Source organism: Dyella terrae, from assembly GCF_004322705.1.
GTDB lineage: Bacteria > Pseudomonadota > Gammaproteobacteria > Xanthomonadales > Rhodanobacteraceae > Dyella_D > Dyella_D terrae.
In genome coordinates this window covers 688,918-712,651 of sequence record NZ_SIZZ01000001.1, presented here as the reverse complement: position 1 = coordinate 712,651, position 23,734 = coordinate 688,918, and the positions used below count along the sequence as shown (strand labels likewise).

The 23,734-nt window shown below is 62.6% G+C and carries 28 protein-coding genes, 1 other RNA gene and 1 riboswitch; of the genes, 7 read left to right on the top strand and 22 right to left on the bottom strand.

Annotated elements, in window-relative coordinates:
- Window positions 1-34: 34 nt before the first annotated feature.
- A riboswitch (yybP-ykoY riboswitch) is annotated at window positions 35-194 on the bottom strand.
- A 63-nt stretch (window positions 195-257) separates the two neighbouring features.
- The 7 genes from pdxY to hrcA form a co-directional block, all read right to left on the bottom strand.
- A complete protein-coding gene (gene pdxY / locus EYV96_RS03445) occupies window positions 258-1,178 on the bottom strand; it encodes a pyridoxal kinase (RefSeq protein WP_131150096.1) in 921 nt (306 codons plus the stop codon).
- 31 nt (window positions 1,179-1,209) lie between these two features.
- Window positions 1,210-2,016 carry a 4-hydroxy-tetrahydrodipicolinate reductase gene (gene dapB, locus EYV96_RS03440; RefSeq protein WP_131150095.1) on the bottom strand — a complete coding sequence of 269 codons (807 nt, stop codon included), beginning with the start codon at window positions 2,014-2,016 and terminating at the stop codon, window positions 1,210-1,212.
- Window positions 2,017-2,116: 100 nt separating this feature from the next.
- Window positions 2,117-3,247 (bottom strand): molecular chaperone DnaJ, encoded by a 1,131-nt coding sequence (dnaJ, locus tag EYV96_RS03435; RefSeq protein WP_131150094.1) that lies wholly within the window; start codon window positions 3,245-3,247, stop codon window positions 2,117-2,119.
- Window positions 3,248-3,326: 79 nt separating this feature from the next.
- On the bottom strand, window positions 3,327-3,689 hold the full coding sequence (locus EYV96_RS03430; protein WP_131150093.1) for a four helix bundle protein: 363 nt from the start codon (window positions 3,687-3,689) through the stop codon (window positions 3,327-3,329).
- A 72-nt stretch (window positions 3,690-3,761) separates the two neighbouring features.
- Entirely contained in the window at window positions 3,762-5,690 is a 1,929-nt protein-coding gene (gene dnaK / locus EYV96_RS03425) for a molecular chaperone DnaK (protein WP_131150092.1), read from the bottom strand.
- A gap of 160 nt (window positions 5,691-5,850) precedes the next feature.
- Window positions 5,851-6,378, bottom strand: a complete 528-nt coding sequence (gene grpE, locus EYV96_RS03420; RefSeq protein ID WP_131150091.1) for a nucleotide exchange factor GrpE — start codon at window positions 6,376-6,378, stop codon at window positions 5,851-5,853.
- 87 nt (window positions 6,379-6,465) lie between these two features.
- Entirely contained in the window at window positions 6,466-7,527 is a 1,062-nt protein-coding gene (gene hrcA / locus EYV96_RS03415; protein WP_131150090.1) for a heat-inducible transcriptional repressor HrcA, read from the bottom strand.
- 174 nt (window positions 7,528-7,701) lie between these two features.
- On the opposite strand from hrcA, the gene recN reads away from it, so the two are divergent.
- Window positions 7,702-9,381, top strand: coding sequence for a DNA repair protein RecN (recN, locus tag EYV96_RS03410; protein WP_131150089.1), 1,680 nt, complete (start codon window positions 7,702-7,704; stop codon window positions 9,379-9,381).
- 108 nt (window positions 9,382-9,489) lie between these two features.
- On the opposite strand, the gene EYV96_RS03405 is transcribed toward recN, so the two are convergent.
- A complete protein-coding gene (locus EYV96_RS03405) occupies window positions 9,490-10,134 on the bottom strand; it encodes a response regulator transcription factor (RefSeq protein ID WP_131150088.1) in 645 nt (214 codons plus the stop codon).
- 125 nt (window positions 10,135-10,259) lie between these two features.
- Here EYV96_RS03405 and EYV96_RS03400 point away from each other — a divergent pair, with 125 nt between their 5' ends.
- On the top strand, window positions 10,260-11,882 hold the full coding sequence (locus EYV96_RS03400) for an MASE1 domain-containing sensor histidine kinase (protein WP_425478692.1): 1,623 nt from the start codon (window positions 10,260-10,262) through the stop codon (window positions 11,880-11,882).
- A 421-nt stretch (window positions 11,883-12,303) separates the two neighbouring features.
- Here EYV96_RS03400 and fur read toward each other — a convergent pair whose 3' ends face one another.
- Window positions 12,304-12,720 (bottom strand): ferric iron uptake transcriptional regulator, encoded by a 417-nt coding sequence (gene fur, locus EYV96_RS03395; protein ID WP_131150087.1) that lies wholly within the window; start codon window positions 12,718-12,720, stop codon window positions 12,304-12,306.
- A gap of 76 nt (window positions 12,721-12,796) precedes the next feature.
- On the opposite strand from fur, the gene EYV96_RS03390 reads away from it, so the two are divergent.
- Window positions 12,797-13,234: an outer membrane protein assembly factor BamE gene (locus tag EYV96_RS03390; RefSeq protein ID WP_131150086.1), complete on the top strand. Its 438-nt coding sequence runs from the start codon at window positions 12,797-12,799 to the stop codon at window positions 13,232-13,234.
- Window positions 13,235-13,238: 4 nt separating this feature from the next.
- Here the strand turns inward: EYV96_RS03390 and EYV96_RS03385 are convergent, their stop codons facing one another.
- A complete protein-coding gene (locus EYV96_RS03385; RefSeq protein WP_131150085.1) occupies window positions 13,239-13,526 on the bottom strand; it encodes an RnfH family protein in 288 nt (95 codons plus the stop codon).
- Window positions 13,519-13,950, bottom strand: a complete 432-nt coding sequence (locus tag EYV96_RS03380) for a type II toxin-antitoxin system RatA family toxin (RefSeq protein ID WP_131150084.1) — start codon at window positions 13,948-13,950, stop codon at window positions 13,519-13,521. The genes EYV96_RS03385 and EYV96_RS03380 overlap by 8 nt, the downstream gene beginning before the upstream one ends.
- 55 nt (window positions 13,951-14,005) lie before the next feature.
- On the opposite strand from EYV96_RS03380, the gene smpB reads away from it, so the two are divergent.
- Window positions 14,006-14,494, top strand: coding sequence for an SsrA-binding protein SmpB (smpB, locus tag EYV96_RS03375; protein ID WP_131150083.1), 489 nt, complete (start codon window positions 14,006-14,008; stop codon window positions 14,492-14,494).
- Here the strand turns inward: smpB and EYV96_RS03370 are convergent, their stop codons facing one another.
- Window positions 14,495-14,953 carry a GNAT family N-acetyltransferase gene (locus tag EYV96_RS03370; RefSeq protein WP_131150082.1) on the bottom strand — a complete coding sequence of 153 codons (459 nt, stop codon included), beginning with the start codon at window positions 14,951-14,953 and terminating at the stop codon, window positions 14,495-14,497.
- Window positions 14,954-15,075: 122 nt separating this feature from the next.
- On the opposite strand from EYV96_RS03370, the gene ssrA reads away from it, so the two are divergent.
- The 3 genes from ssrA to EYV96_RS03355 all read left to right on the top strand — a co-directional run bounded on the left by ssrA (window position 15,076) and on the right by EYV96_RS03355 (window position 16,541).
- Window positions 15,076-15,470, top strand: a transfer-messenger RNA (tmRNA) gene (gene ssrA / locus EYV96_RS03365).
- A gap of 205 nt (window positions 15,471-15,675) precedes the next feature.
- Window positions 15,676-16,119, top strand: coding sequence for a GrlR family regulatory protein (locus tag EYV96_RS03360; RefSeq protein ID WP_131150081.1), 444 nt, complete (start codon window positions 15,676-15,678; stop codon window positions 16,117-16,119).
- Window positions 16,120-16,193: 74 nt separating this feature from the next.
- The gene (locus EYV96_RS03355; protein WP_131150080.1) at window positions 16,194-16,541 is read left to right on the top strand and encodes a hypothetical protein; all 348 of its coding nucleotides are present in this window, start codon (window positions 16,194-16,196) and stop codon (window positions 16,539-16,541) included.
- Here the strand turns inward: EYV96_RS03355 and EYV96_RS03350 are convergent.
- From EYV96_RS03350 to EYV96_RS03305, 10 genes are all read right to left on the bottom strand, one after another.
- Window positions 16,538-19,168: a hypothetical protein gene (locus EYV96_RS03350; protein ID WP_240732327.1), complete on the bottom strand. Its 2,631-nt coding sequence runs from the start codon at window positions 19,166-19,168 to the stop codon at window positions 16,538-16,540. The two genes, EYV96_RS03355 and EYV96_RS03350, sit on opposite strands and share 4 nt — an antisense overlap.
- Window positions 19,165-19,455, bottom strand: coding sequence for a hypothetical protein (locus EYV96_RS03345; protein WP_131150079.1), 291 nt, complete (start codon window positions 19,453-19,455; stop codon window positions 19,165-19,167). Before EYV96_RS03345 ends, EYV96_RS03350 begins: the two co-directional genes overlap by 4 nt.
- Complete coding sequence (locus EYV96_RS03340; RefSeq protein WP_131150078.1) at window positions 19,452-19,781, bottom strand: hypothetical protein; 330 nt, start codon at window positions 19,779-19,781, stop codon at window positions 19,452-19,454. The genes EYV96_RS03345 and EYV96_RS03340 overlap by 4 nt, the downstream gene beginning before the upstream one ends.
- 26 nt (window positions 19,782-19,807) lie before the next feature.
- Window positions 19,808-20,449, bottom strand: a complete 642-nt coding sequence (locus EYV96_RS03335) for a hypothetical protein (protein ID WP_131150077.1) — start codon at window positions 20,447-20,449, stop codon at window positions 19,808-19,810.
- A gap of 6 nt (window positions 20,450-20,455) precedes the next feature.
- A complete protein-coding gene (locus tag EYV96_RS03330; protein WP_131150076.1) occupies window positions 20,456-20,776 on the bottom strand; it encodes a hypothetical protein in 321 nt (106 codons plus the stop codon).
- Window positions 20,777-21,085: 309 nt separating this feature from the next.
- Complete coding sequence (locus EYV96_RS03325) at window positions 21,086-21,562, bottom strand: hypothetical protein (RefSeq protein ID WP_131150075.1); 477 nt, start codon at window positions 21,560-21,562, stop codon at window positions 21,086-21,088.
- Between the two features lie 55 nt (window positions 21,563-21,617).
- Window positions 21,618-22,181, bottom strand: coding sequence for a hypothetical protein (locus EYV96_RS03320; protein WP_131150074.1), 564 nt, complete (start codon window positions 22,179-22,181; stop codon window positions 21,618-21,620).
- Window positions 22,178-22,819: a hypothetical protein gene (locus tag EYV96_RS03315; RefSeq protein ID WP_131150073.1), complete on the bottom strand. Its 642-nt coding sequence runs from the start codon at window positions 22,817-22,819 to the stop codon at window positions 22,178-22,180. Before EYV96_RS03315 ends, EYV96_RS03320 begins: the two co-directional genes overlap by 4 nt.
- A 220-nt stretch (window positions 22,820-23,039) precedes the next feature.
- On the bottom strand, window positions 23,040-23,237 hold the full coding sequence (locus tag EYV96_RS03310) for a helix-turn-helix domain-containing protein (RefSeq protein ID WP_131150072.1): 198 nt from the start codon (window positions 23,235-23,237) through the stop codon (window positions 23,040-23,042).
- Window positions 23,234-23,701: a hypothetical protein gene (locus EYV96_RS03305; RefSeq protein ID WP_131150071.1), complete on the bottom strand. Its 468-nt coding sequence runs from the start codon at window positions 23,699-23,701 to the stop codon at window positions 23,234-23,236. Before EYV96_RS03305 ends, EYV96_RS03310 begins: the two co-directional genes overlap by 4 nt.
- Window positions 23,702-23,734: the final 33 nt, after the last annotated feature.

Sequence of the window (23,734 nt, the reverse complement as noted above, 5' to 3'; positions counted from 1 at the left end):
CGATGGCGCATGGACGCCGCTCGCCCGGCCAGGTGAGCACGTCATGGCCAAAGGTCTCGCCGGGCGAGCCATCGAATGCCTCGATAGCAGGCCATCCACGCCATGAAGCCGAAGCTTCAAGTCTGTTGACGTGGATTCCTCTGGTTTGAAGGCCGGAAGCCTTCGGGAGTGAGGATGGCTACTCCCCAACGGGGATGGCGGATGGTAGTGGGGTTGCGATGTTTCGGGAAGAGGTTCGGGAGAAGACAGAGGGTTTCTCAGCCCCGACTTGCCGGAGCAACCCTGAAAATCCACCGCGTCGGGTCGCGTGCGACCGTCGCCGCCACGTTCAGATCGACTTCTTCGATGCCACGCTCAAGCGTGGCCTCAAGCATTTGGTGAACCGCATTGACGGCCCGCTCCAGAGCGCGAGGCATGGAGAGCTGATCGAGCAAGACACCCGCCACGAGCATCGCCGTCAACACATCGCCGGTGCCAGCCACATCAATGGGAAGCTCCGGCGTGGTGATCTTCCACGCCTCCTCGCGACTCACGGCCATCGTCACGAGCTGGCCCGCGGCATCGCGAACGCTGTGCGTAACGACCCAGAAAGGACCCTGTGCGAGGAGGTGATGCGCCGCGGCCTCGCATTCGCGTTCCGTCTGGCACGGCATCTCGCTGAGGCGCTCGAGTTCGAAGGCGTTGGGCGTCACCATCCAGGCGTGCGGCAGCAGGCGCTCGCGGAAGATCGTCTCCAGCCCCGGCTCAACGTAAGGGCCGGTGTGTGTGTCGCCGATCACCGGGTCCAGGCAGTACTTGAGGCCAGGTGCGTCGACGAGGGTTTCGTCGACGAACTTCGCAAAGACGACGCCGTTATCGATGCTGCCGAGATAGCCGGAGATCAACGCGGTTGCCCGTCGATGGATGCCACGCTCGCGCGCACCCAGCAGCAGATCCGCTAACCAGTCAGCTGGCAGCACGCGGCCGCGCGTCGTGGCGTAGAACGGTGCGTTACTCAACAGCGTGGTTGGCACCTCCGCCACGCGTACTCCCAGCTGGCGCAACGGCGGCACCGCCGCGCTATTGCCGGCATGGCCATAAACCAACTGGGATTGCACAGAAATGATGTCGACCGGCGCAGGGCCGTCCGGCCGTTGGCGGCGCCCGTGGATCAGGTGGGCGGCCAGTTCGCTGCTCATGGCACTGCGCTCCTGCGAAGGAATCAGGCGATCAGCGTGCCGTGCGCTCGTTCAACATGGCGTCGAGATCGTAGGCGCCGGGCTCGTGACCAGCCAGCCAATGGGCCGCTTCAATGGCGCCGCGCGCAAAGATTGATCGATCGGTTGCGCGATGATTGAGCTCAATGCGCTCTCCCTGCCCCATCAGCAACGACTCATGCTCGCCAACAATATCGCCGCCGCGAATGACGGCAAACCCGATGGTGCCCGCCTGACGCGGCCCCGTGCGACCCTCGCGGGCGTAAACGGCCGACTCACCAAGCGTGGTGCCGCGCGCCGATGCGGCAGCCTCCCCCAGGGCGAGCGCCGTGCCTGAGGGCGCATCTTCCTTGCGACTGTGATGCGCCTCGACAATATCGAGGTCCCAGTCAGGCAGTGCAGCAGCCGCCTCACGGAGAAGGCGCTTGAGCACGGCAACGCCCAGGCTGAAATTGGCCGAGCGCAGCAAGGGGATAGTCGCAGACGCCGCAGCCAGCTTGTCCTGCAGCGCCTTGTCCAGGCCCGTCGTGCCCGTTACCAGAGCAACACCTTGCGCCTGACAATAGGCCAGCGCGTCGGCGAGACCGGACGGGCCACTGAAGTCGATCACAACATCAAGCTCGCCACTGGCCGGCCACGCATGACTGAAACGAAGGCCACTGTCTTCACCGACGTAGATCGGCGTGCCCAGCTGTGCGGCATCCGGCGCGGTCAATGCAGCCACCAGCTCGAAGCGTTCGTCGTTGCGAAGTAGGGCCAGCAGGGCCTGTCCCATGCGACCGGTAGCGCCCTGGATGGCCAGACGAACGGGACGACTCATGGGCTTACTCCGCAGACGGAATGACAAGGGGTTGCGATGCTAACGCCAGCGCGTCCTTGCGTACACGCCGGCGACTGATGGGGCATGTGGAAACGTACGATCAGGAGGTCACGCGCGACCAGAACTGCTTCACGCCGTCGACCCAGGTCTTGGCCTGCGGGGTGTGCTTCTCGGCTTCGCCGCCAGCGAACGTGGTTTCAAGCTGCTCCAGCAGATCGCGCTGTTGCTTGGTCAGGCGCACCGGGGTCTCCACCAGCACGCGGCAAATCAGATCACCGGCACGGCCGCTGCGAACCGACTTGACGCCCCGACCGCGCAACCGGAACTGCTGACCCGTCTGGGTTTCCGGCGGGATCTGCACGGGCACCTCGCCTTCCAGCGTCGGGACCTGCAGCTCCGCACCCAGGGCTGCCTGGGCGAATCGAATCGGCACTTCGCAATAGAGGTCGTTGCCGTCGCGCTGGAAGATATTGTGTTCGCGCACGCGCACTTCCACGTAAAGATCGCCCGCTTCCGTGCCCGCAGGGCCGGCTTCGCCCTGGCCCGTCAGGCGAATGCGATCGCCGTTGTCGACGCCCGCCGGAATGCGCACCGACAGCGTGCGGGTTTCTTCCAGGCGGCCGTCGCCATGGCACTTCTTGCACGGCTTTTCGATCGCCTGGCCACTGCCGCCGCAATGCGGACAGGCCTGCTGGATCGAAAAAATGCCGTTCTGCATGCGTACCCGGCCGTGGCCCTGGCAGGTCTGGCACTGGGCCACCTTGCCGTCTTCCGAGCCTGAGCCATTGCAATGCTGGCAATTGACCTGGGTCGGCACCTCGATCTTTTTTTCGATGCCGAACACGGCTTCTTCGAGATCGAGATCCATCAGATAACGCAGGTCGGCGCCACGACGCGGACGCCCGCGACCGCCACCGCCCATGCCAAAAATGTCGCCGAAAATATCCCCGAAGATATCGCCCATGTCGCCAAAACCGGCGCCACCGCGACCGCCGCCCATGCCGTTCTCGAAGGCGGCATGACCATGGCGGTCATACAACGCGCGCTTCTCGGCATCGGAAAGCACTTCGTAGGCTTCCTTGGCTTCCTTGAACTTTTCCTGCGCATGCGGATCGTCCGGACAGCGGTCCGGATGGAACTTCATCGCCAGCCGACGAAACGACTTCTTGAGTTCAACTTCGGTGACGGTGCGTTCGACACCGAGGATTTCGTAGTAGTCGCGCTTCGTCATGGCTGGTGGGGCCGGCCGTTGGCCTGTGAAGCCGGCGACTGCGTCGCCTGTGAACGGTAAAGGGTAAGAGCAGGACTGGTCATGACGTAATGCGTGCTTGTTGAACTTTGATGAGTGAGCTGAGGGACCATCGGAGTCTCCCGAGCTCTTCGATAATTGAGCTGGCGTCGTCCACGAAGCCGAGATTCTCGGCGATTCGGATCTGTGTATCCAGTTCGGACAACGAACCTCGGGCAATCAGGAGGAATCGGATGAAATCCCTCCTGCTACCTCTGCTCGCACCCTCCGATATATTGGAGGGAACACTAACGGTGGCCCTGCGAATCTGTGCGACGAGTCCGAATTGCTCACTTGCCGGAAACACCGAAGTAGCTTCGTACAAGCAAGTAACCAAGGCCATGGCATCCTGCCAAACCCGCAAGCCATGGTGCGGCCACGACATGCTATTCCCTGTTTACCGTTCTTCCGTTCACAGCAAGAGGGGCCGTCAGGCCCCTCTTGCGACTTCACCCAATTACTTCTTGTCGTCCTTTACTTCGGTGAACTCCGCGTCCACCACGTCGTCCTGACCGGCGGAACCGGCACCACCCTGCGGGCCCGGCTGCGGACCGGCGTCGCCGGCGCCACCACCCTGGGCCGCGGCGTACAGCGCCTGGGCAGCCTGTTCAAGCTTCTCGACCTTCGCCTCGATGGCGGACTTGTCGTCGCCGTCCTTGACCTTCTCCAGATCAGAGAGCGCACCTTCGATGCTGCTCAGCTGGTCGGCCGGGATCTTGCCGCCGTGTTCCTTGATGGCGCTGCGCGTGGCGTGCACCAGCTGGTCGGCCTTGTTACGGGCGCCGACGAGCTCATGGAACTTGCGGTCGTCTTCCTTGTTGGCCTCGGCGTCGGCCACCATGCGGTTGATCTCGTCCTCGGACAGGCCCGAGCCTGCCTTGATTTCGATCTTCTGTTCCTTGCCGGACTTCTTGTCCTTGGCCGACACGTGCAGGATGCCGTTGGCGTCGATGTCGAAGGTGACTTCGATCTGCGGCATGCCGCGCGGCGCCGGATCGATGCCGGAAAGGTCGAACTTGCCCAGCGACTTGTTGCCACTGGCACGCTCGCGCTCACCCTGCAGCACGTGCACGGTCACGGCGGATTGGTTGTCGTCGGCAGTGGAGAACACCTGCGAGGCCTTGGTCGGCACGGTGGTGTTCTTTTCGATGAGCTTGGTCATCACGCCGCCCATGGTTTCGATACCCAGCGACAGCGGGGTCACGTCCAGCAGCAGCACGTCCTTGACCGTACCGCCCAGCACGCCACCCTGGATGGCCGCGCCCACGGCGACGGCTTCGTCCGGATTGACGTCCTTGCGCGCTTCCTTGCCGAAGAAGTCCTTCACCGACTCCTGCACCTTCGGCATGCGGGTCTGGCCGCCGACGAGGATGACTTCGTCGATGTCGGACACGCGCAGGCCAGCATCATTGAGCGCGGTGCGGCACGGCTCGATAGTGCGCTTGACGAGATCTTCGACCAGGGCTTCGAGCTTGGCGCGGGTGAGCTTGATGTTGAGGTGCTTCGGACCGGAAGCGTCGGCCGTGATGTACGGCAGGTTCACTTCGGTCTGGTGGCTGGACGACAGCTCGATCTTGGCGCGCTCGGCGGCGTCCTTCAGGCGCTGCAGGGCCAGCGGATCCTTGCGCAGATCCATGCCCTGGTCCTTCTTGAACTCCTCGACGAGGTAATCGATGACGCGCATGTCGAAATCTTCGCCACCCAGGAAGGTGTCGCCATTGGTGGCCAGCACTTCGAACTGCTTCTCGCCGTCGACTTCGGCGATCTCGATGATCGACACGTCGAATGTACCGCCACCCAGGTCGTACACGGCGATCTTGCGGTCACCGCCCTTCTTGTCCAGGCCATAGGCCAGGGCAGCGGCGGTCGGTTCGTTGATGATGCGCTTGACGTCCAGACCGGCGATGCGGCCGGCGTCCTTGGTGGCTTGGCGCTGGCTGTCATTGAAGTACGCCGGCACCGTGATCACGGCTTCGGTGATGGTCTCGCCCAGGTAGTCCTCGGCGGTCTTCTTCATCTTCATGAGGACCTTGGCCGAGATCTCCTGCGGAGCCATCTTCGTGCCATCGTCCTTCGACACCCACGCGTCGCCATTTTCATGCGCCACGATGCCGTAGGGAACGATGTGCAGGTCTTTCTGCACTTCCGCGTCGGTGAACTTGCGGCCGATGAGGCGCTTCACCGCGTAGAAGGTGTTCTTCGGGTTGGTCACGCTCTGGCGCTTGGCCGGCGCGCCGACCAGCACTTCGCCATCCTTGCTGAAAGCAACGATGGACGGCGTGGTGCGATCGCCTTCCGAATTCTCGATGACCTTGACGCTGCTACCGTCCATCACGGCGACGCAGGAGTTGGTCGTACCCAGGTCAATGCCGATGATCTTGCCCATGTTTATGCTCCGAATGCTCTACTGCAGCCCCGCGGCCGCGCTGGTTTCCAGATGGGGTCCGACCCGGGCGATTCAACGCGCGGTATGAGACACCCTTTGTTTGGTGAAGCCGGTGGAGCGGTCGCCGTTCAGCGGCGCACTCCCTCGCACACTGCTTCGATCAATCCTTGGCGACCGCGACGAGCGCGGGGCGCAACAGACGGTCGTTCAACACATAGCCCTTCTGCAGGACGCTGACGACGGTGCCGGGTGCCTGGCCCGGTGCGTCGATCATGCTCACGGCATGATGGCGTTCCGGATCCAGCGGCTGCCCCACCGGGTCGACCTGCGTCAGGCCATTGTTCTCGGCGATCTTCAGCAGCGACTTCAGCGTCAGCGCAATGCCTTCGCGCACGCTGGCGACGTCACCGCCCTCAACCGCCAGGCCGCGTTCGAGGCCGTCATAAACCGGCAGCAGCTCGTTGAGCAGCTTCTCGTTGGCGAAGCGGCGGGCCTGCTCCAGGTCGCGGTGCAGCCGACGACGCTGGTTCTCGATTTCGGCCTTCTCGCGCAACACCACTTCACGAAGATCGGTGTTGGTCGCTTCGAGCTCGGCCACGCGGGCGCGCAAGGCCTCGAGGTCAGCGTTGGCTGCTTCCAATGCGGCATCTGGCGCCCCGTTCGGCACCTGCGGATCGTTGTTCTGCATGAAAAGGCTCCAAACATCATCCATGACCGGTGCCAGGCACCGGCCGTCAACACAATCTGCGGGTAAGAACCCCGCCTCCCGGGGCGGTTATGAGGCCGAGGCGGCGCGATTCAAGGCGTCGCTAAGTAATCCGGCCGTGGCCTGGACCACCGGGATCACCCGCTCGTAGGCCATGCGGGTAGGACCGATGACCCCGATGGCCCCCAGAACCCTGCCCTGGGCGCCATAACTGGCGGTCACCACGGAGCAGCCGTCCAGGGCAGCAAAGCCCGATTCCTCGCCAATGAACAGGCGCACGCCCGGCGCCTTGGCGCAGACTTCCATCAGCTGCAAGAGCTCGTTTTTCTTCTGGAAAGCCTCGAAAAGCTCACGCAGACGGTCCAGATTGGCCAGCTCGGAGTAGCCCATCAGGTTGGTCTGTCCGCTCACCAGCACGTCGTCGCTGCTGGACGCGGGAGCAAAGGAAGCGGCGGCCAATTCGACCGCACTGGATAGCAACTGATTGAGTTCGCTGCCGGTTTCGCGCAATTCGCGCAGCAGATGGGCCCGGATGTCATCCAGGCGCAGGCCGACGAAATGGGCATTGAGGTAATTGGCAGCCTGTTCGAGCTCGCGACCGTCCAGGGGATGGGTCAGCTGCACCACGCGGTTCTGCACCTGGTTATCGGAGAACACCAGGATGACCAGCACGCGGGCGTCGGGCAGCGGGACGAAATCGATGTGGCGCAACGGAAAGTCAGCCTGTCGGGGAACGGTGACGACGCCCGCAAAGTGGGTCATCGCCGACAACAGGGAGGACACGTTGCCCAGCAGGTCACGGGTGGTGGTCGGACCCGGCGGGAGCTCCCGCTGGAGACGCGCCATCTCGTCCTGCGGCAGGGGTTGCAGCTCGATCAGGCTGTCGACGAACAAGCGCAGGCCACGCGGCGTCGGGATGCGTCCGGCTGACGTATGCGGCGAGGCCACCAGGCCGGCTTCTTCCAGGTCCGCCATGATGTTGCGGATCGTCGCCGGACTGACGTCCAGCCCTGACGAGCGCGACAAGGTCCGCGAGCCGACGGGTTCGCCATCGACCAGATACTGGGCGATCAGCGTGCGCAGCAGGCGGCGCGCGCGAATATCGAGATCTTGGCCGAGAGGAAATGGCATGCGCTGTGGCAATCCGTGAGACGGTTAAGAAATAAGGTCTAGGCTGGTAGTTTGCAAGAATCGACCGTCAGGGGACCAGTCGGCTCGGACATGTGAGTAAGCGCACGCCGCATACCCTGTCCAGTCCACGGGCTTCTGCCCTTACAATCCGCCGACCTTTCTACCCGACCTCACATGCTTACCTCGCTCTACGTCCGCCATTTCGCAGTCGTTGAAGAAGCCGAGATCGCTTTCGGCCCGGGCCTCACTGTTGTCAGCGGCGAGACCGGCGCCGGCAAGTCCTTGTTGGTAGACGCATTGATGTTGCTCGCCGGCTCCCGCGCCGACAGTGGCATGGTGCGCACCGGCAGCGATCGCGCCGAGCTGGCCGCCGAGTTCGACCTGGCCGCCCTGCCCGATGCCGATGCCTGGCTGCGCCGGGAAGAACTGGACGAGGAGGACGGCAGCTGCCGCCTGCGCCGCGTCATCCGTGCCGAAGGCAGCTCCCGCGCCTGGATCAATGGCCGCCCCGCCAGCGCCACGCAGCTGGGCGACCTCGCCGCCATGCTGGTGGAGATCCATGGCCAGCACGAACACCAGGCCCTGCTCTCGCGCGGTCACCAGATGACGCTGCTGGATGCTTATGCCGGGCACGAAGACCTGGTCCAGCGGGTCCGCGAGCTCGCCCAGCAATGGCGCGAGGCGCAGGCCCGCATCCGCAAGCTCAGCGGTGGCGATGACCGCGAGCAGCGCCTGGAACTCCTGCGCCACGAAGCAGAGGAACTCGAGCACTGGGTTCTCGCCCCCGCCGAATTGGCCGAACTTGAAGCCAGCCACCGCATCCTCGCCAACGCGGGCCGACTGGCCGAGGGCGCGTCAGGTGTCGCGGAAATGATCGACGGTGACAGTGAACTGTCCCTGCGCCGCACCCTCGCCCGGGCCCACGTGGAACTGGGCAAGCTCAGCGCGCTGGACGACCGCCTCGCTCCGCTGCTCGAAATGCTCGACAACGCCGACATCCAGATCGGCGAGGCCTCCGATGGCCTCAACCGTTACGCCCAGGACGTCGACCTCGATCCCGAGCGCTACACGGAAGTCGACCAGCACCTTTCGCGCCTGCACGAGCTTTCCCGCAAGCATCGTCTGCCGGCCGCAGAGCTGCACGAGAAGGCAGCCTCATTGCGCACTGAATTGTCCGAGCTCGAAGGTGCGGGCGAAGCGCTCGAAAAACTCGACGCGCAGTCGAAGGCGCTCCTTCAGGACTACGCCGCGGCCGCCGCCACGCTGAGCAAGTCGCGCGCCGCATCCGGGGAAAAGCTCGGCCAGGAAGTCAGCCATTTGATGGGCGAACTGGGCATGTCCGGTGGCGTCCTGAAGATCGAACTCGAAGCGACCTCCGGAGACGAACCCGATCCGCAAGGACGCGAACGCTGCGAACTCCTCGTCAGCGCCAATCCGGGCCAGCCTCCGCGCGCATTGCGCAAGGTGGCGTCGGGCGGCGAACTGGCGCGCATCAGCCTCGCCATTGAGGTGGCCACGCTGGGCAAGGACACCGTCGGCACGATGATCTTCGATGAAGTGGACACCGGCATTGGTGGTGCCGTCGCCGAAGTCGTCGGCCAGAAACTCCGTGCGCTGGGCGGACAGCGTCAGGTGCTGTGCGTGACCCATCTTCCCCAGGTGGCGGCGCAGGGTCATGCCCATCTGCGCGTCAGCAAGCAGAGCGACGGCGAACACACCCGCACGCAGATCGAAAAACTGGATGCGAATGGGCGTCGGGACGAACTGGCCCGCATGCTCGGGGGCGTGGAAATCACGAAGGAAACAAAGGCCCACGCGAAACAGATGCTGGAGCGTGCGGCGGCGAGGTCCTGAAAAGGGCTTGCGTTGATGCTTCATGAGAAAGGGCCGCCAAGCGGCCCTTCTTTTTTCGGAACGCAACGCATGTCTTGGCGTCGGTACCGCCAAGCGGTCAGCTGCGCCTTAAACCTTGCCTTCCCGCCCTGGCAGCATTCCCCGCTCACTCGCCATGCGGTACAGGTCCAGTTCCGAACCCGCATTGAGCTTGCCCATCAGGCTCGCGCGATGGATGTATACGGTCTTCTGACCGATGCCCAGCTCGGCAGCAACCTGCTTCGGTGCGCGGCCCACCGCCAGCAACAGAAACACCTCCCGCTCGCGGGTGGTCAATCGATTGATGGGATCCAGCGCCTCGCTCGGCCGCTCCGCGCGGCGCTGGCGCAGGTCGGAACTGAGGAAGCACTCGCCCTGCATCACGGCGCGCAGCCCGGCGACCAGCTCTTCCGGTGCGACACCCTTGGTCACGTAACCGCTGGCGCCGCGCCGCAGTGCCTCCGACACATAGGGTTCCCCGTCATGCATGCTCAGCACGACGATGCGCGTCGCGTCGGCGACGCTGCGCAAGTGCTCGATCAGCGGCAAGCCACTGCCGTCCGGCAGGGACAGGTCCAGGGCGACCAGGTCGGGGCGGCGCAGGCTCACGGCCTCGACGGCGTCGTCGGCGCTGCGGCACTCGGCGACCACCTCGAGATCGGGTTCCATTTCGATCAGCCGCTTGAATCCTTCGCGGACAATGGCGTGGTCATCGACCAGGACGATGCTATACATGGGCTGAATGTATAGCAGGGGACTTTCATTTTGCCCATGGGGAAAGACGGCCTTCGCCGACCGGTTTGTAAGGGGTGCCCGATTCCCCGCCAGCTTCCACCCAGCATGCCCCCGGGAGATTCCTGATGAATGACGCCATGTACCATCCGCGCATGTCATCGCGATCCTCCTACACCCCCTGGAAAGGCCTGTGGCTCGGCCTGGGCTACTTCTTGCTCTGGCTGTTGCTCTGGCCGACTGAGCAGCCGTACTGGATGCTGCCCTACGGCCTGCGCTTTGGTGCCCTGCTGCTGGCACCTTTGCGCCTGTGGCCCTGGCTGATTGGCGCCGAGTTTGCCGCGACCGCGCTGATAACGGTCGCCCAGCACGCCCCGTTGGGCTGGATGGGCTTCGTCCTGGGAGAGCTGCCCGAACCCATCGTGGTCATGGGCTGTCTGTGGCTCATCCGCCGCGCGCAACTGCACGTGAGCATGCGCGATCCCGAAGACGTATCCCGGCTACTCCTGACCGCGGCCTTCACGGTTGCCGCCACGACGGTGACGGACGCCGCGCTGCTGACGGTCATCCATGCCACGCCATCGTCAGCCCTGCTGATGAAGGCGCTGGGCCAGGACCTGCTCGGAAACTACGTCGGCATCCTGCTGGTCGTGCCGCTGCTGATCATGCTGTTCCGTGCGCACATGAGCAGTCGCGCACTGGCCAACCTGTTGATGGACGGCCTGCTGGTCATGCTGCCATCGCTCGCCATTCTTTTGTTGCTCGCCTCCCACGCACCGCCGCAGCCCCAGTTCGCCCGCATTCTTTCACTCGCGCCGGTACTGTTCTTCGCCTTCCGCCACGGGTGGCGTGGCGCCGGTCTGGCGATGCTCGTGTCGAATCTCGGCATGACTCTGGTCGATCACTTCTCTGGTCGCCCTGCTCCCGACGCAACGGGACAACTCTTCCTCGCCGTCGCCGGCACAGGGGCACTGATGCTTGGCTCGGCCACCGATGCGCTTCGCCGCAGCAGCGAGCGCGTCGCCGAACAGAACGTCTACCTTGCCGCTGTCAACCGGCGCCTGGATCAACTTGCGCGCCAACTGCGCGACGCTGCGCGAGGCAATCTCCAGGCCGAAGAAAGCCAACGCCGACATATGGCGGCCGAACTCCACGATGAACTCGGCCAAAACCTCACAGCCATCCACACGCATCTGAAGCTTGCGCAGTCGCGGCTCGCACACGCGGGCATGGAGGACATTGGCACGTCGATCAGCACCATCCTTCAACACATGAGGAAAGCGCTGCATCGCCTGCTCGATGACTTGCGTCCTGCCGTGCTCGACGAATTCGGTTTGATGCGCGCGCTGGACGAAGGCCCGATTCGCGATCTGCTCACGACAGCAGGCATGGATTACCGCACCGAACTGCATGGCGATCCGCGCCTGCTCGACGAAGACACGCGCACCGCGATCTATCGACTGGTGCAGGAAAGCGCTACCAATGCGGTGAAGCACGCACAGGCCGCGCGATTCCATTTGCGCCTGCGAATCGGCGAACGCCAGGGCGGCGCACTGGCTTTGCTCGACATCCGCGACGATGGTGTTGGCTTGCCAACTCGCATGCCGCGCGGTGGACGCGGCTTGCAAGGCATGCGTGACCGTGTGACCTCACTGGGCGGACTCTTCCGCCTGCGCCCGGAAACACAGGGCGTGCATTTCCGCATTTTGCTGCGCAGCAGCAATGCGAGCCAATTCACACCCCGGATGTAGGAATGCGGGGGTAGGAAATTTTCCGATACCGCACGTGTGAAGGCTTCGTTAGCATCTTTCCATCGATGTGGGGGAGCCACCATCGCAAGATGGTGAGCCATGCCAACCGTGGGGACGGTGGGCATGAAAGACGGCAGGATGCTGTCTCGCCGATTCGGTGGCTAGACCTGGATATCCGCGAGCAACTCGCATATCCAGAGGCTCACCGAATCGGATCAGCCGCGAGGTGGACAGGAGTCCATCCGCGGCTTTTTTTATGCCTGTCTTTCAGCCGTGCAGCGTGGCTCGGGCCGCATATTCCCTGCCCACCCCCAGTCGCCACCACTGCCATAAGTCCCGGCGGTCGATCCCATCCGGGCGTGGGCGCACAAAAAAAGGCCGGCGGCAATGCCACCAGCCTTCCTCAGGGTCAAATCAACCCTTATTTGGTGCGGTTTTTCGGCCGAACGTACAGCACCAGGCTGTGATCCTCGATGACGTAGCCATGGCGGGCCGCAATTTCATGCTGGAGGCGCTCGATCTCCTCGCTGATGAACTCGATCACTTTTCCGCTGTCCACGTCGATCATGTGATCGTGGTGCTTGCCGCGGTCGAGCTCGTAGACGGCCTGGCCGCCTTCGAAATTGTGCTTGACCACGATGCCGGCCGCCTCGAACTGCGTGAGAACGCGATAGACCGTGGCCAGGCCGATGTCTTCCTGGTGGGCAAGCAGCTTCTTGTAGATGTCTTCGGCGGTGAGGTGGTGAGACTCCTCCTCCTCCAGGATCTGCAGGATGCGCATGCGGGGGTGCGTGACCTTCAGCCCGGCCTTACGTAGTTCTTTGGTTTCCTGTTCCATCGCTCGCTCCAGGCACGCGGCCCCAAAGGGCCGTTAGTGTATCATCCGTCACCTTTACGATCCGGACGCAAGACGCATGCAAAAGCTGATCCGCACGCTGGGCTTTGCCATGCTGGCCCTTTCCCTGGCCAGCTGTCGCCTGGTTTATGTCCCCGACGTGCAGCAGGGCAACCTGCTCGACAAGAAAAACGTGGAACAGCTCGAGCCGGGCATGACCAAGCGCCAGGTCCTGGTGCTGCTGGGTACGCCGTCCGTGACCACCCCGTTCGACGCCAGCCGCTGGGACTACGTGTCCACGCAGGCCCACCGCGGCGGCGCCATGAAAGTCCGCACGCTGAGCCTCACCTTCAATAACGACACCCTCGTCAAGAAAGAAGGCGATTTCTTCTCCGAAGACGCCAACAAGCTGATCGAACAGGGCAAGAAGCTCAATTCGGGCTACTCGGCCGACGATACGCGTGGCGACAAGGATACGTCCGGCGACAAGAAGGACGACGACGGCAGCAAGTTCTGAGGACTTAGCTGTCCTGGGCGCGCCTGCGGCGCGCCTCCTTCGGATCAAGGGTCAGCGGACGGTAGATCTCCAGTCGGTCACCGTCCCTGAGCACGTACTCCAGGCCCACCTTGCGCGAAAACACGCCAAGCTGGGCCGGATCGGCCACGAAACCGGGCACGGCCTCAGCCACGCCAGAAGCTTCCAGCGCCGCCGCCACGGTGGCACCTTTCGCCAGATTCAGCATTCGGCGGAACACCGTGCCATAGGCGGGCGCGTAAACGACCTCTATCGCGATTGAAGGCTCAGCCATAGGCCTTTTCGGCCTCGCGCACGAAATCCTCCACCATCCGGCTGGCCAGCCCCTGGAACCCCAGCTTCAGGGCCGTACCACCGAGCTTGCCGGCATATTCGAAGTCCAGTGCAAAGGTAATCTTGCAGCCCGAATCACCCAGGGCGATGAATTCCCACACGCCATCGAGGCTCTTGAACGGACCATCGACAAGGCTCATATGCAAGCGGTGTGGCGGATCGACGATGTTACGGGTGGTAAAGCTCTGCCGAAAACCGGCAAACTTGAGATCCAGCCTCGCCACCAGCATGTTCTCGCCCCGCTCCAGCACCTCGGCGCCGGCACACCACGGGAAACGCTTTGGGTATGCTTCGACCTCATTGACCAGGTCGAACATTTGCGCCGGCGAGTATTTCACCAGGGCGCTGCGACGAATCTCGATCACGGCAGCCTCATCAAGCATCACGAAACAGGGCAAGTAAGCCCGAAGTTTAGCGGACATGGCCAAGGCTAAGGACAAAGACAACAAAGGCAGCGGCACCATTGCGCTCAACAAGCGCGCCCGCCACGAGTACCACATCGACCAGCGCTTCGAGGCTGGCGTAGCCCTGCAGGGCTGGGAACTGAAGGCCCTGCGCGCCGGCCGCATTAATTTCGGCGACAGCTACGCGATGGTGCTCAAGGGTGAAATCTGGCTGATCGGCACCTCCATTCCGCCGCTTATCAGCGCGTCGACGCACGTCATTGCCGAGGATCGGCGCACCCGCAAGCTGCTTCTGCATCGCTCGGAAATCGACACGCTCATCGGCGCCGTCGAGCGCAAGGGCTACACCATGGTGCCCACCGCCATGTACTGGAAGGGCAACAAGGTGAAGGTCGAAATCGGCCTCGCGCGAGGCAAGCAGGCGCACGACAAGCGCGAAACCGAAAAGGAACGCGACTGGCAGCGCGAAAAGGCCCGCACCATGCGCGCGCACAATCGCGCCTGATCAGCCTGTCGCCAGCGCCATGGACATCGCGTCCATGGACGGACGAAAGCCGTAGCGCTCGTACATTTTCCAGGCCGGCTCGGTGGAATGCAGGGACAGCATATCAATGCCCTGCTCCCGCGCCGCCGAGCCTATGGCGGTCAAAAGGCTTCCTGCTACGCCTCCACGGCGGTGCGCAGGCTTCACATAGACATTAAGCAGGTACCAGCCCACGCCTGCGGGGTAGCCCGCTGACGGCAGGTGGGCGTAGGGATTAACCGCGGCGCAGCCCAAGATCTTTCCGTCTTGCTCGGCCATCCAACACAGCAGCCGCCCGTCGGCGAACGCCGCCTCGACCCAGGCGCGCAGGTGATCGGCAAAGCCGTCGGGCAGCGCCTGCCCCAGCTCCTCCAGAAATGCACAGCGCATCTGCGTCAGCGTGCCCGCATCGCCCTGCCCGGCCATTCGAACACGTGCCATGTGCCACCCCACGGGGAGTTGTCCGTTGCATTAACGATAGCCGCAGCCTTCGTGAAGATCGCGGCTTGATGTGTGGCCGGCCACCTCCATATACTCTCCCGTTCCAGCAATCTGTTTTCCCCGGGGGTGTCCTGGCTTCGACGGGGGTAGTGAGATGGCTTGGTGCATGCCGAGGGGGCGACTTTCCTCGTAAATCCAGTAGCAAAACTCATAGTTGCCAACGACGACAACTACGCTCCCGTTGCTCTCGCTGCCTAAGAAGTAGCCTGACAACGGTCGGCCCATATAGAGGCTGAGCCCCGGACCCACTTGTGCTTGTGCTCGTGGCAATCCGGGTCACTATCACAAGATCGCCCAAAGCTGCCGCCTGTCGGCCAGGGCTAAATCAAGCAGGCTGGTCCTTCGATGCGCTTTGCACATCGTGCTGTCGAGGGGCGAGATCCAACGGTGAGCTAAGCATGTAGTACCGGGCGTCAAGCGCCTTCGGACGCGGGTTCGACTCCCGCCACCTCCACCAATACGGGCCTGTAAGTGATTGATTCGCTTACAGGCCTTTTTCTTTGGTTGGTCTGGAATGGTCTGTTTTGGTCCCCGTTTGGTCAACTTTTGGGCAGCATTTCGAACGGTATTTTGGAGCCTGGGCCACTGGAACCCGCTGAGCTCCAAAAAGTCCGGTGACCTAGCGCAACGGCAACTTCCCCAAAAGCAGCGCCGGATGATCTATGGACACGAGCGCCGCAGCATGGGGTGATCCCGTGGACTTCACACGCCATCGTTCAACAGTGCATCCTCTGCAGCAGTTCACCCAGGGGGAGAAATCCATGCGCGACGGAATCTATGAGGTCACGTTCTACCAGAACTCGACGAAAGTGGACGACCACGGTAGCGGCATAGTTACGATCAAAGACGGTGCGATGAATGGCGGCGACGAAGGCTACATTTATCGCGCCACGCTGACGTATGACGCGGGCCACGTAACAGGACAGATTCAAGTGTCGAAATGGAGCGCAAAACTTGCGTCTGTGTTCCCCGGCATCGATAACTATCTCTTGGATTTTGCCGGGGATTTTCACGACGACGACGCACTTGATGGCGTGGCTACGATAGTTGGGCAGCCGCACATGAAGCTGTGGATTTCCGCCCATAGAATCGGGGACTGCGTGTAACTGTGCAGATGGTGGCTCGTAGCGTCCGCAAATGCTGGCGCGACGGGCCACCTCCGTTTGCCGAAGGAACTTCTATGAAGAAGATCACGGGCCGTCGCGTGTTCGAGGACGAGAATTATCTCGTCCTCTGGTCCAAATTCCTCGGGCTAGACATTCCGCTCCTGGGCTCGGTCTTCGTGCAACTGAAAGAGACTGGCGCGGTCACGAGGGCCACCTTCAGAGAGAAAAACTACGTTCTCGCCCTCATTGGCGAAATAACCCGCCTCGGACCTACAGATATGGGGGAACAACTTGAGTCCGTGTTTGAGGAATTTGCCGGGGCCGTGTTCGCCCGGGGATTTCTGCGCTGGCGACTTTTCTTCTCCGAAATGTCGCCGGCGGCGCACGCTCTTGAATTTGTCGCCGAAGATAGGACCCACTAGGGTCCGCCGACAACAGTTTTGAGGTTGGGTGCCCGGTTCGGCAGGGCGTCGCCCGCCGCCCACCAAGACCCTTGGTTACGCTGCGCCATGCGTTGTTCGACGCGCGCCGTGTACCCAGGCGAGAGGTTGTCCATCATCTGGTTGTAGACCATGTGGTTGAACGCGGCTTTCAGGTACCAGATGCGCATGAAAGGGGTCGAGTAATTTCGGACCATGCGAAGCCCTTGGGCCGCCAGGTGCTCGGGCTTGATTGGTTCGTTGCCCTTTTCGTATTCGACACCGGCAGCCCCAAGTCCTGCGTCCCGCGCATTGAACGCCAGCTGCAGGGCGTCTTCCAGCATCGTAGCGCCCGGTCCCAGTACCTTGGCCAGGGCGCCGTTCTGGTGATCGCCCTTGTCGCCGAACATGAAGTCGCCGTACATGCCCAGGCCGCCGGACGCGATGGCTATTTTGCCCAGCCCCTTGGGGGTAAACAGGTCTTCCGGATCTTGGCCGAGGACCAGGTTCTTCAAGGTCAGGCCGAGTGCGCCGAGTGCCGCCGAGCCCGCCATGAACTTCGCACGGTAGACCGCGGCCGAGCGCCAATCGTCCATGCCCTGCGGTACGTCGAACATGTGGGACTTGAAGATGCCCAGCGGCGTTTGCTTCAGGAACAACATCCACGAACAGAACTCGTGCCACCACGTGCCACGTGCTCCCGGATCGAGGCCCATCATCAGCTGGTCGGCGACCGTGGCTCCAGAGCCGCCGCGCGCGCCGATCTGCACTTCGTGAAGCGCGGTGCCTAGCAATTGCTGCGCCGCTTCCGATCGAAGGTTACGAGTCTCGCGCGCAACCTCGGCGTCAGTCGCCGTGCCGTCGCGCGCCTTGACGCGTTGCTCGGCCAGCGGCTGGAGCTTTTCGTCGGGGATGCTGTAGATGCTGTCGGGCGTCAACATGGTGCGCGTGCCGTCCTGACCCTTGTCCAGGTCGGCCAGCTGCCACGTTTGCCAGTGGTCGGCCGTCACGCCGCGCGAATCTAGGTACGCCTTGGTCTTGGGGTCCAGGGTGGCGTAGTCGCTCTTGCCGACGTGTTCGCCCAGCATGTCCATGATGCTGGCCGACACGCCGTGCGCCATGCCGCGGTCCCACATACGCAGGCCCGAGCCGACGTGCACGACATGGTTCATAAAGCGAATGGCGTGCGGCCCCAATTCTTCGGAGCCAAATCGGTTGGCCGCGCCTTCCAGGCCGTCGACCACGATGCCCAGACGGGAAATGTTCTTGCGATTTTCCGCTGTTGGCTTCATGCCTTCGGCCACGTTGCCGAGGATCTTGGACTTGGCGATGCCCAGCAGGTGGGTGTATCCCACGGCCATCTGTAGGTCCGGGATAGCCGACAGCGTGGACGTGCCGAGCAAGGACGCGCCCGCCAGGCCGCGAATGGCCTGTGACACTTTCACCCAGCCTGGCATCGAGCCCGGATGATCGGGCTGGCGCATCGCCTGCCACTCCTTCAGCGTGCGCTTCTTGAGGTCTTCCAGTTTCTCAAGGGCCTTGGCCCGCTTCTCCGGCGACTTGCCGGATACCGCCAGCGCATCGTTGGCGAAACCCTTTTCGACCAGCTGGGGGAAAAAGTTGTCGGCGTCTCGACCGAACACGCGCGCGGCAGCGACATCGCGGGCCACGCCATTGAGGTGGTGCACCAGCAGCGAGAACACATTGTCAGCCGAACCGTACTTGTCCATCATCGCCATGTAGGCGTTGGCGTCCTTGAAGTGCAGTTGTCGCGGCGCGTTGCGGCTGCCACCCACTGAACCAGAGAACCCGGAGCCCTCTTTCTCGCCGCGCTTGTTCGAACCGTTCGTGCCCAAGGTTTCGGCTGATTTCGAAATCAGCTTCTGCACTTCGTCCGGCTTCATGGGGCGGCCATCCGGCCAGATGTACCGGTCGAGGTCGACCGCATCCATGGCGTCCTTCACGAACTGGCCGCGGTCAGCGCCCACCTTCGTCCAGTCCCACGGCTGCGGCGTATGCCAGTCGTCCAGGCGGTTGATGTGGATGCCCACGTCGTTCATCTGCTGGAACGCTTCGTCCATGACCTTGCGCACCGTGGCGCCAGCGGCGTCAATTTCCGGTCGGCCGGTGGGTTCATCGCGAATCGCACGCATAAGATCGTTCTGCTCGCGCGCGTCCTGGACCAGGCCGAAGAACTTGCCCTCCCCGCCAATGTCGCCGAGACGGCGCACGAAGTCCTTGAACACCGCCTTGCGCTGAATCTCGACCGACAGGTCGCCCTTGGAACCGGCATGAAAAATGGCCCGTTGACGCAGCGCGGCCAGCTGACCCTGCCCTTTTCCCGTGCCAGCGGCATAGGATTCCAGCTTGCGCAGCTGCGACGCCTTCGTCTCCATGTCGCGAATCGTGTTGGCGTGAGCCCGGGTCACATCCTGGACCGTTTTCTGACGGGCGAGCTGGGCGCCTTCCTGCAGCCTTTGGTCGCGCGACAGGCCGCGCCAGCGCACCGGGTCCTTCGCCTGCAGTTCCTGCATCGACGCATAAATGCGCGATTCGATGCTGGTCAACTCGCCGGGCGTCGCCTTGCGGCCAAAGATCTTCTCGACGGCGGCAGCGCATTGCGGCTTCATGCGTGGCCCCCGATGGGGCTGAGCTGCGCAGTCTGGTGAGCCCGCGCGATCAACTGGCCGAGGACGCGGCCTTGCGCGTCCAGCCAGGCGACGCGTGCGCTATGGAGAGAGGCCAGCAGTGCGGCGGCGTTGGCTTCCGCCACGCGAAATGTATCTTCGGAATCGAAATTCACGCGTTGGACCTGCCGGTATACCTCCCGCATTTCGTCATCGATGCGGGAAAGCTCGTGATAGATGTCCGATGCGAGGTCGCGACAGTGGCCGAAGCCGGCGGCCTTGTGCGTCATGAATTCACCTGCCAATTGCGCGTACGGCGAATTGATCCATCTTCGTTGTAGGAAGTGCTGCGGAAAACGAAAATAGGAGGCTTCTCGAAAAGCTGGGAGCATAGGTCGCGCATGTCTTCTCTCGCCTCCTGAATAATTTCCGCGGACAACTCCAATTGATGAATTATCTTGGTGACATCCCATTGGATTTCCGAACGGATTTCGCGAATATCCTTGGAATGTGCCGCCTTCCTGGCCTTGTCGATTTCCTTCTCGATCCGTTTGCCGACCGCTTGGATACGATCGACCTGCGTGTCGAAATTGACGAATGGTTTATCGCGCGTCATGAAGTTGCCTTTAAGTGTTGGTGATTTCAGCCCCAGCCGGCACCGAATCCACCCCAGGAGGTGGATGTGCTGCCGTAACCTGTGTATGTGCCACTGCCGTCGAGCCCATTGAACGAGCCGGTCGCCGCCGATCCATCGCCGCCCCAGTGGGTGGATAGGCTGCCTGTGCCGGTGTACTCAGAGCCGGGCGTAAGCGAGTTGCCCCCGAACGCGTACGGCGCAGTCTTCTGGCCGTAACCGCCGGTGTTCATCTGGCCGCCCATGCCTGACACGGCGTTGGCCTGTGCGTTGAACCAGCCGGCGTTGATCGCGTTTTTGGCACCGATGCGGTACAGGCGGGCCTGCTCCAGCTGCTGCTGTTTCGCCACGGTGAAGTTGTATTGCGTCGAGAGTTTGTCGAGCGTTCCCTGCTTGATGGCGTCGGTGAGGACATTGAGCGGGGACCCCATCGTTGTGTCCACACCGGTGCCGCCGTAGGCCGCCGTCATTGAGCCGAAGACCTGCTGAAACTTGCGCTGTTGCGACTCGACTGCGGCGTCCCCTTGCTGCTGGATCGAGTCGGCATTGTCCTTGGCCACCTGCTCCTGATAGCGATAGTTATCGCGTTCGGCGCGCGCGGCTTCCATGGTGCCGGCGAACGACATGGCCGCGGCTGCGTAATTCGTCATCGCTCGTTACCCGTAATAACTGACATTCGCGATCGCGCCGGCCGTCTCGGCAATCAGGCGAATGGCGGCCAGGTTCCCGACGTATTCGATTTCCGTGCCGGCCGTGATTCGCTGTCCGGTCGTGGCCGTCGGTGCCGTTCCGTCATCACGCCAGCGCAGAACCTGCGCTTCCGCTCCAATGCGGGCGAGCCGGGCATTCGTCGGCGGGGTCAGGGTGAAGGCGGTGCCCGTGGCCGTGATCTGCTGATAGCCGAGGGGGACAAGGGCGGTCGGCATGGTCGCTGTGAGGGGGATGCCGACGCCGTAACGCTTATCGAAGTTGGACATGCTGTCGCCTATCGAAGGACGGGGGAGCGAAAAACAAGCTGCTGGTCAGGAGAAAGGGGATTGCCGGTGTAGGCAGATAGGGCAGAAAACTGGCGATTGGCCGGGACGGACGGCTTTGCGGGCGGCGGGGTCGTCTTGATCGGTGCGGGCGGAAGTGGGGCGACCATGGGAAATTCCCTTATAAAAATTTTTCAGAGTTCGCCCGGGACATGGCCCCGGGTGGAACGTGCGCGGCCATTTCCGGGGGTACCCCCACCTCCACCCCCTCCCACCTGGCGAAAATGGGACCCACGACTTTCCGATTCCGAATCACAGGTTGAGGTCCAATTCTGGCCAACCGGCATGGGCAATTGATTTGTTATCAATGGGTCCATTGGCAGTGGGGCCAGTCAGCGCAAGAGGCATCACATCGATGATGTCGTCTGGGTCGCGCATAGGTCGCACTCGGGCCTTGGCTTCAGCCATGGCTCCAGCAAGATCAATTCGCTCGACGGTCACGTCCACCTTTTCGCGGATCAGGTTGAACATGCGCATCTTCAGCTCGCGGAACTTCGCCACGGCGCTGTACTGGTTAGCCGTTTGGGCGGCTGCGATGTCGCCGTCCAGATCCAGGGCGGCCTGGTGCTTGTAGTAGCGACACTTCTCGCTGAATTCCTGGTCGATACGTTCAAGCTCAGCCATCACGAGCTTGTTGTCGTGCGTCAGCTGATAAGCGGCATGCTTGGCCGATTGCTCGGCGTAGCCAGCCTCAATAGCCGCCTGCACACCAGTGAGACCTCGCTTCATGCCGGCAATGAACTTCCATTGCCTGGAACTAATCTTCCGTTGCCGCTCCACGCTGTCAGCCTATGCCCAGCTTGCGTTTCGCGGCACGGTCCAGGCCCTGTTGAGCCAGGCGGCGCACGATCAACGGGTGATTGCCCAATCCAGAGACCTCAAGCAATTCGGGAAGCTTGGGGTAGGACTGAGTCAGCAGCGCAAGCTCGCTCTTGGCCAGGGCATTCATGGTGTCGGTGTTCTCGCCCCACTCGGCGCGGAAGTAATCGACCGTCGCCGCCAAGGCAGCAGATTTGGTTGCTTCGTCAGGCGGGTTCGCCAGGGCCTTACGGAACATTTCGCCGAAAAATCCGGCCGTGGACTCGTCAATGCCATGGCTGACGAGCGTCCCCCGAAGCTCCAGCGAGTCACGCTGCGCGCTGAAGGCCGGCGCAAGCGTGCCGCCTTCCTCGGGTTCGGCATCAATGCCCGCCAACGCCGTGGCGGCCTGTTCCTGCGTCCAGACGCCTCGATCGACGAGGGCTGCCGCCATGGTGTCGGCTCCGTCCTGGCGGGGAGCCTGAGCCGCCGTAGCGGGCTCTGGCGCCATCAGGGACGAAGAACTCACGCTCTCGGGCGCGTCGCTCATGCCTGCGCCCCCAGGGCTGCGTCGCGGCGGCCTCGTATCCAGGCAGCGGCCTCGGTGAAGACGTCAACAATGGGCTTGAGGTTGTAGCCCGCGGGGTTCGTGATGGTGGCCGTGATGTGCTGGCGGCACAGTTCTTCAAATACCGCGCGGTTGAAGCGTTCGCCACGGACGGCAGCCTGGTCCTCGTTGGGCGTTGCCGGGATAAGACCCGCCTGCGCCATTTCTTCAGTGGTGGCGGCCAGGGCATCGCGCTTGGCGGCCAGGTCGGCCGCAGCCTTGGCGAAGGCTTCAGCCTCTTTCACTCGGCGCTCGCTGATCTGCAGGTACTGACGCCACCGACCTACCAGGTGCTCACGTTCTTCGGCCGCCTTGACCTGTTCATGCTTGGCGGCAGCAGCAGCCACGATGTCAGACGCGGCGGCGGCCTTCTGTGATGCCTCGGTCAGCCTGGCCTTTGCCTTCAGCACGTCCGAGAAGTCGGCCTCACCGTCCCGCGCTTGCTGCACTACGGCCTGGTAGCGGTCACGCGCGGCGGCTTCGGCAGATGCAGCCGCGTCGCTCTCGGTTTGCAGCTCGTTGACCCGCGCCTCGGTGCTCACGGAAGTGATGAGGGAGAGGATTGCTTTGGTGATCGACATCGGCGATTCCTTGTGCGAATGGATGACTTTGGAACCCTTTTGGACGCCTATATCTGCAAATAGACGAGTAGGTAAAAGTCGGTACACAAGTGAATTTTATCCGATGCCGAAAAGTTGAACTTCGACCAGCTCTGTTGGCCAGGGGGCGTAGCGGCAACAAAAAAAAAGCCTCGCGCGTGCGTGCGCGCGAGGCGGTCGGTATTTAGCTGGCAGATCAGCGTCAGCGACGAGGCTTCTTCGTTACAACCAGATTCCTCGATACGTAGTCCTTCAACGCTTCCTCGGAGTACAGGACCCGCGAACCGAACTTGATGAAATCCGGACCCTGCCGCTTGTTGCGCAAATTCTCCAGGGTCCTGGGGGACAGCTTGAGGATCCCGGCCGCTTCCTTGGTCGAGTAGTACAGGAGGTCACTCATGCGGCCGCTTCCTTCGGCCAGGGGTGAACCTCGGGCACGCTGTCGAACGTGTAGGTCATCACTCCCTGCAACGGATACTTTTCGAACGGCGCAACCGCAGCGTCGAAGATGACCTGGAGGTCATCCCCATCCTTCGGCATCCGTTCGCAACACCGAGCGTTGCGCAAGCTCAGAACAGACTCGTGCCAATCATCAATCTCAGTGAAATGGAAGGTTAGATACATCGTGCTCGAAAATGGGCACTCGATTCGGTACGTCATGGCATTCCCCATCTTTACGGCGAACCTCGCCGCAAAACCGAAGCTACACCCGTCGCAAACACCTGAAAAGATGGGATATTTCAGCAACATCGCGACCGAAATTGATGCGCATCTGACGACGTTTTGACGGTCCAGCATCACGCATGTCGCCGAGGAATCCGCGCGCGCCAAGGCCTCGGAGGTGTTGAGGTGACGTTGCGTCAACGGGGCTCAGTCGCCAGGGGCAAGGTTTCCAGT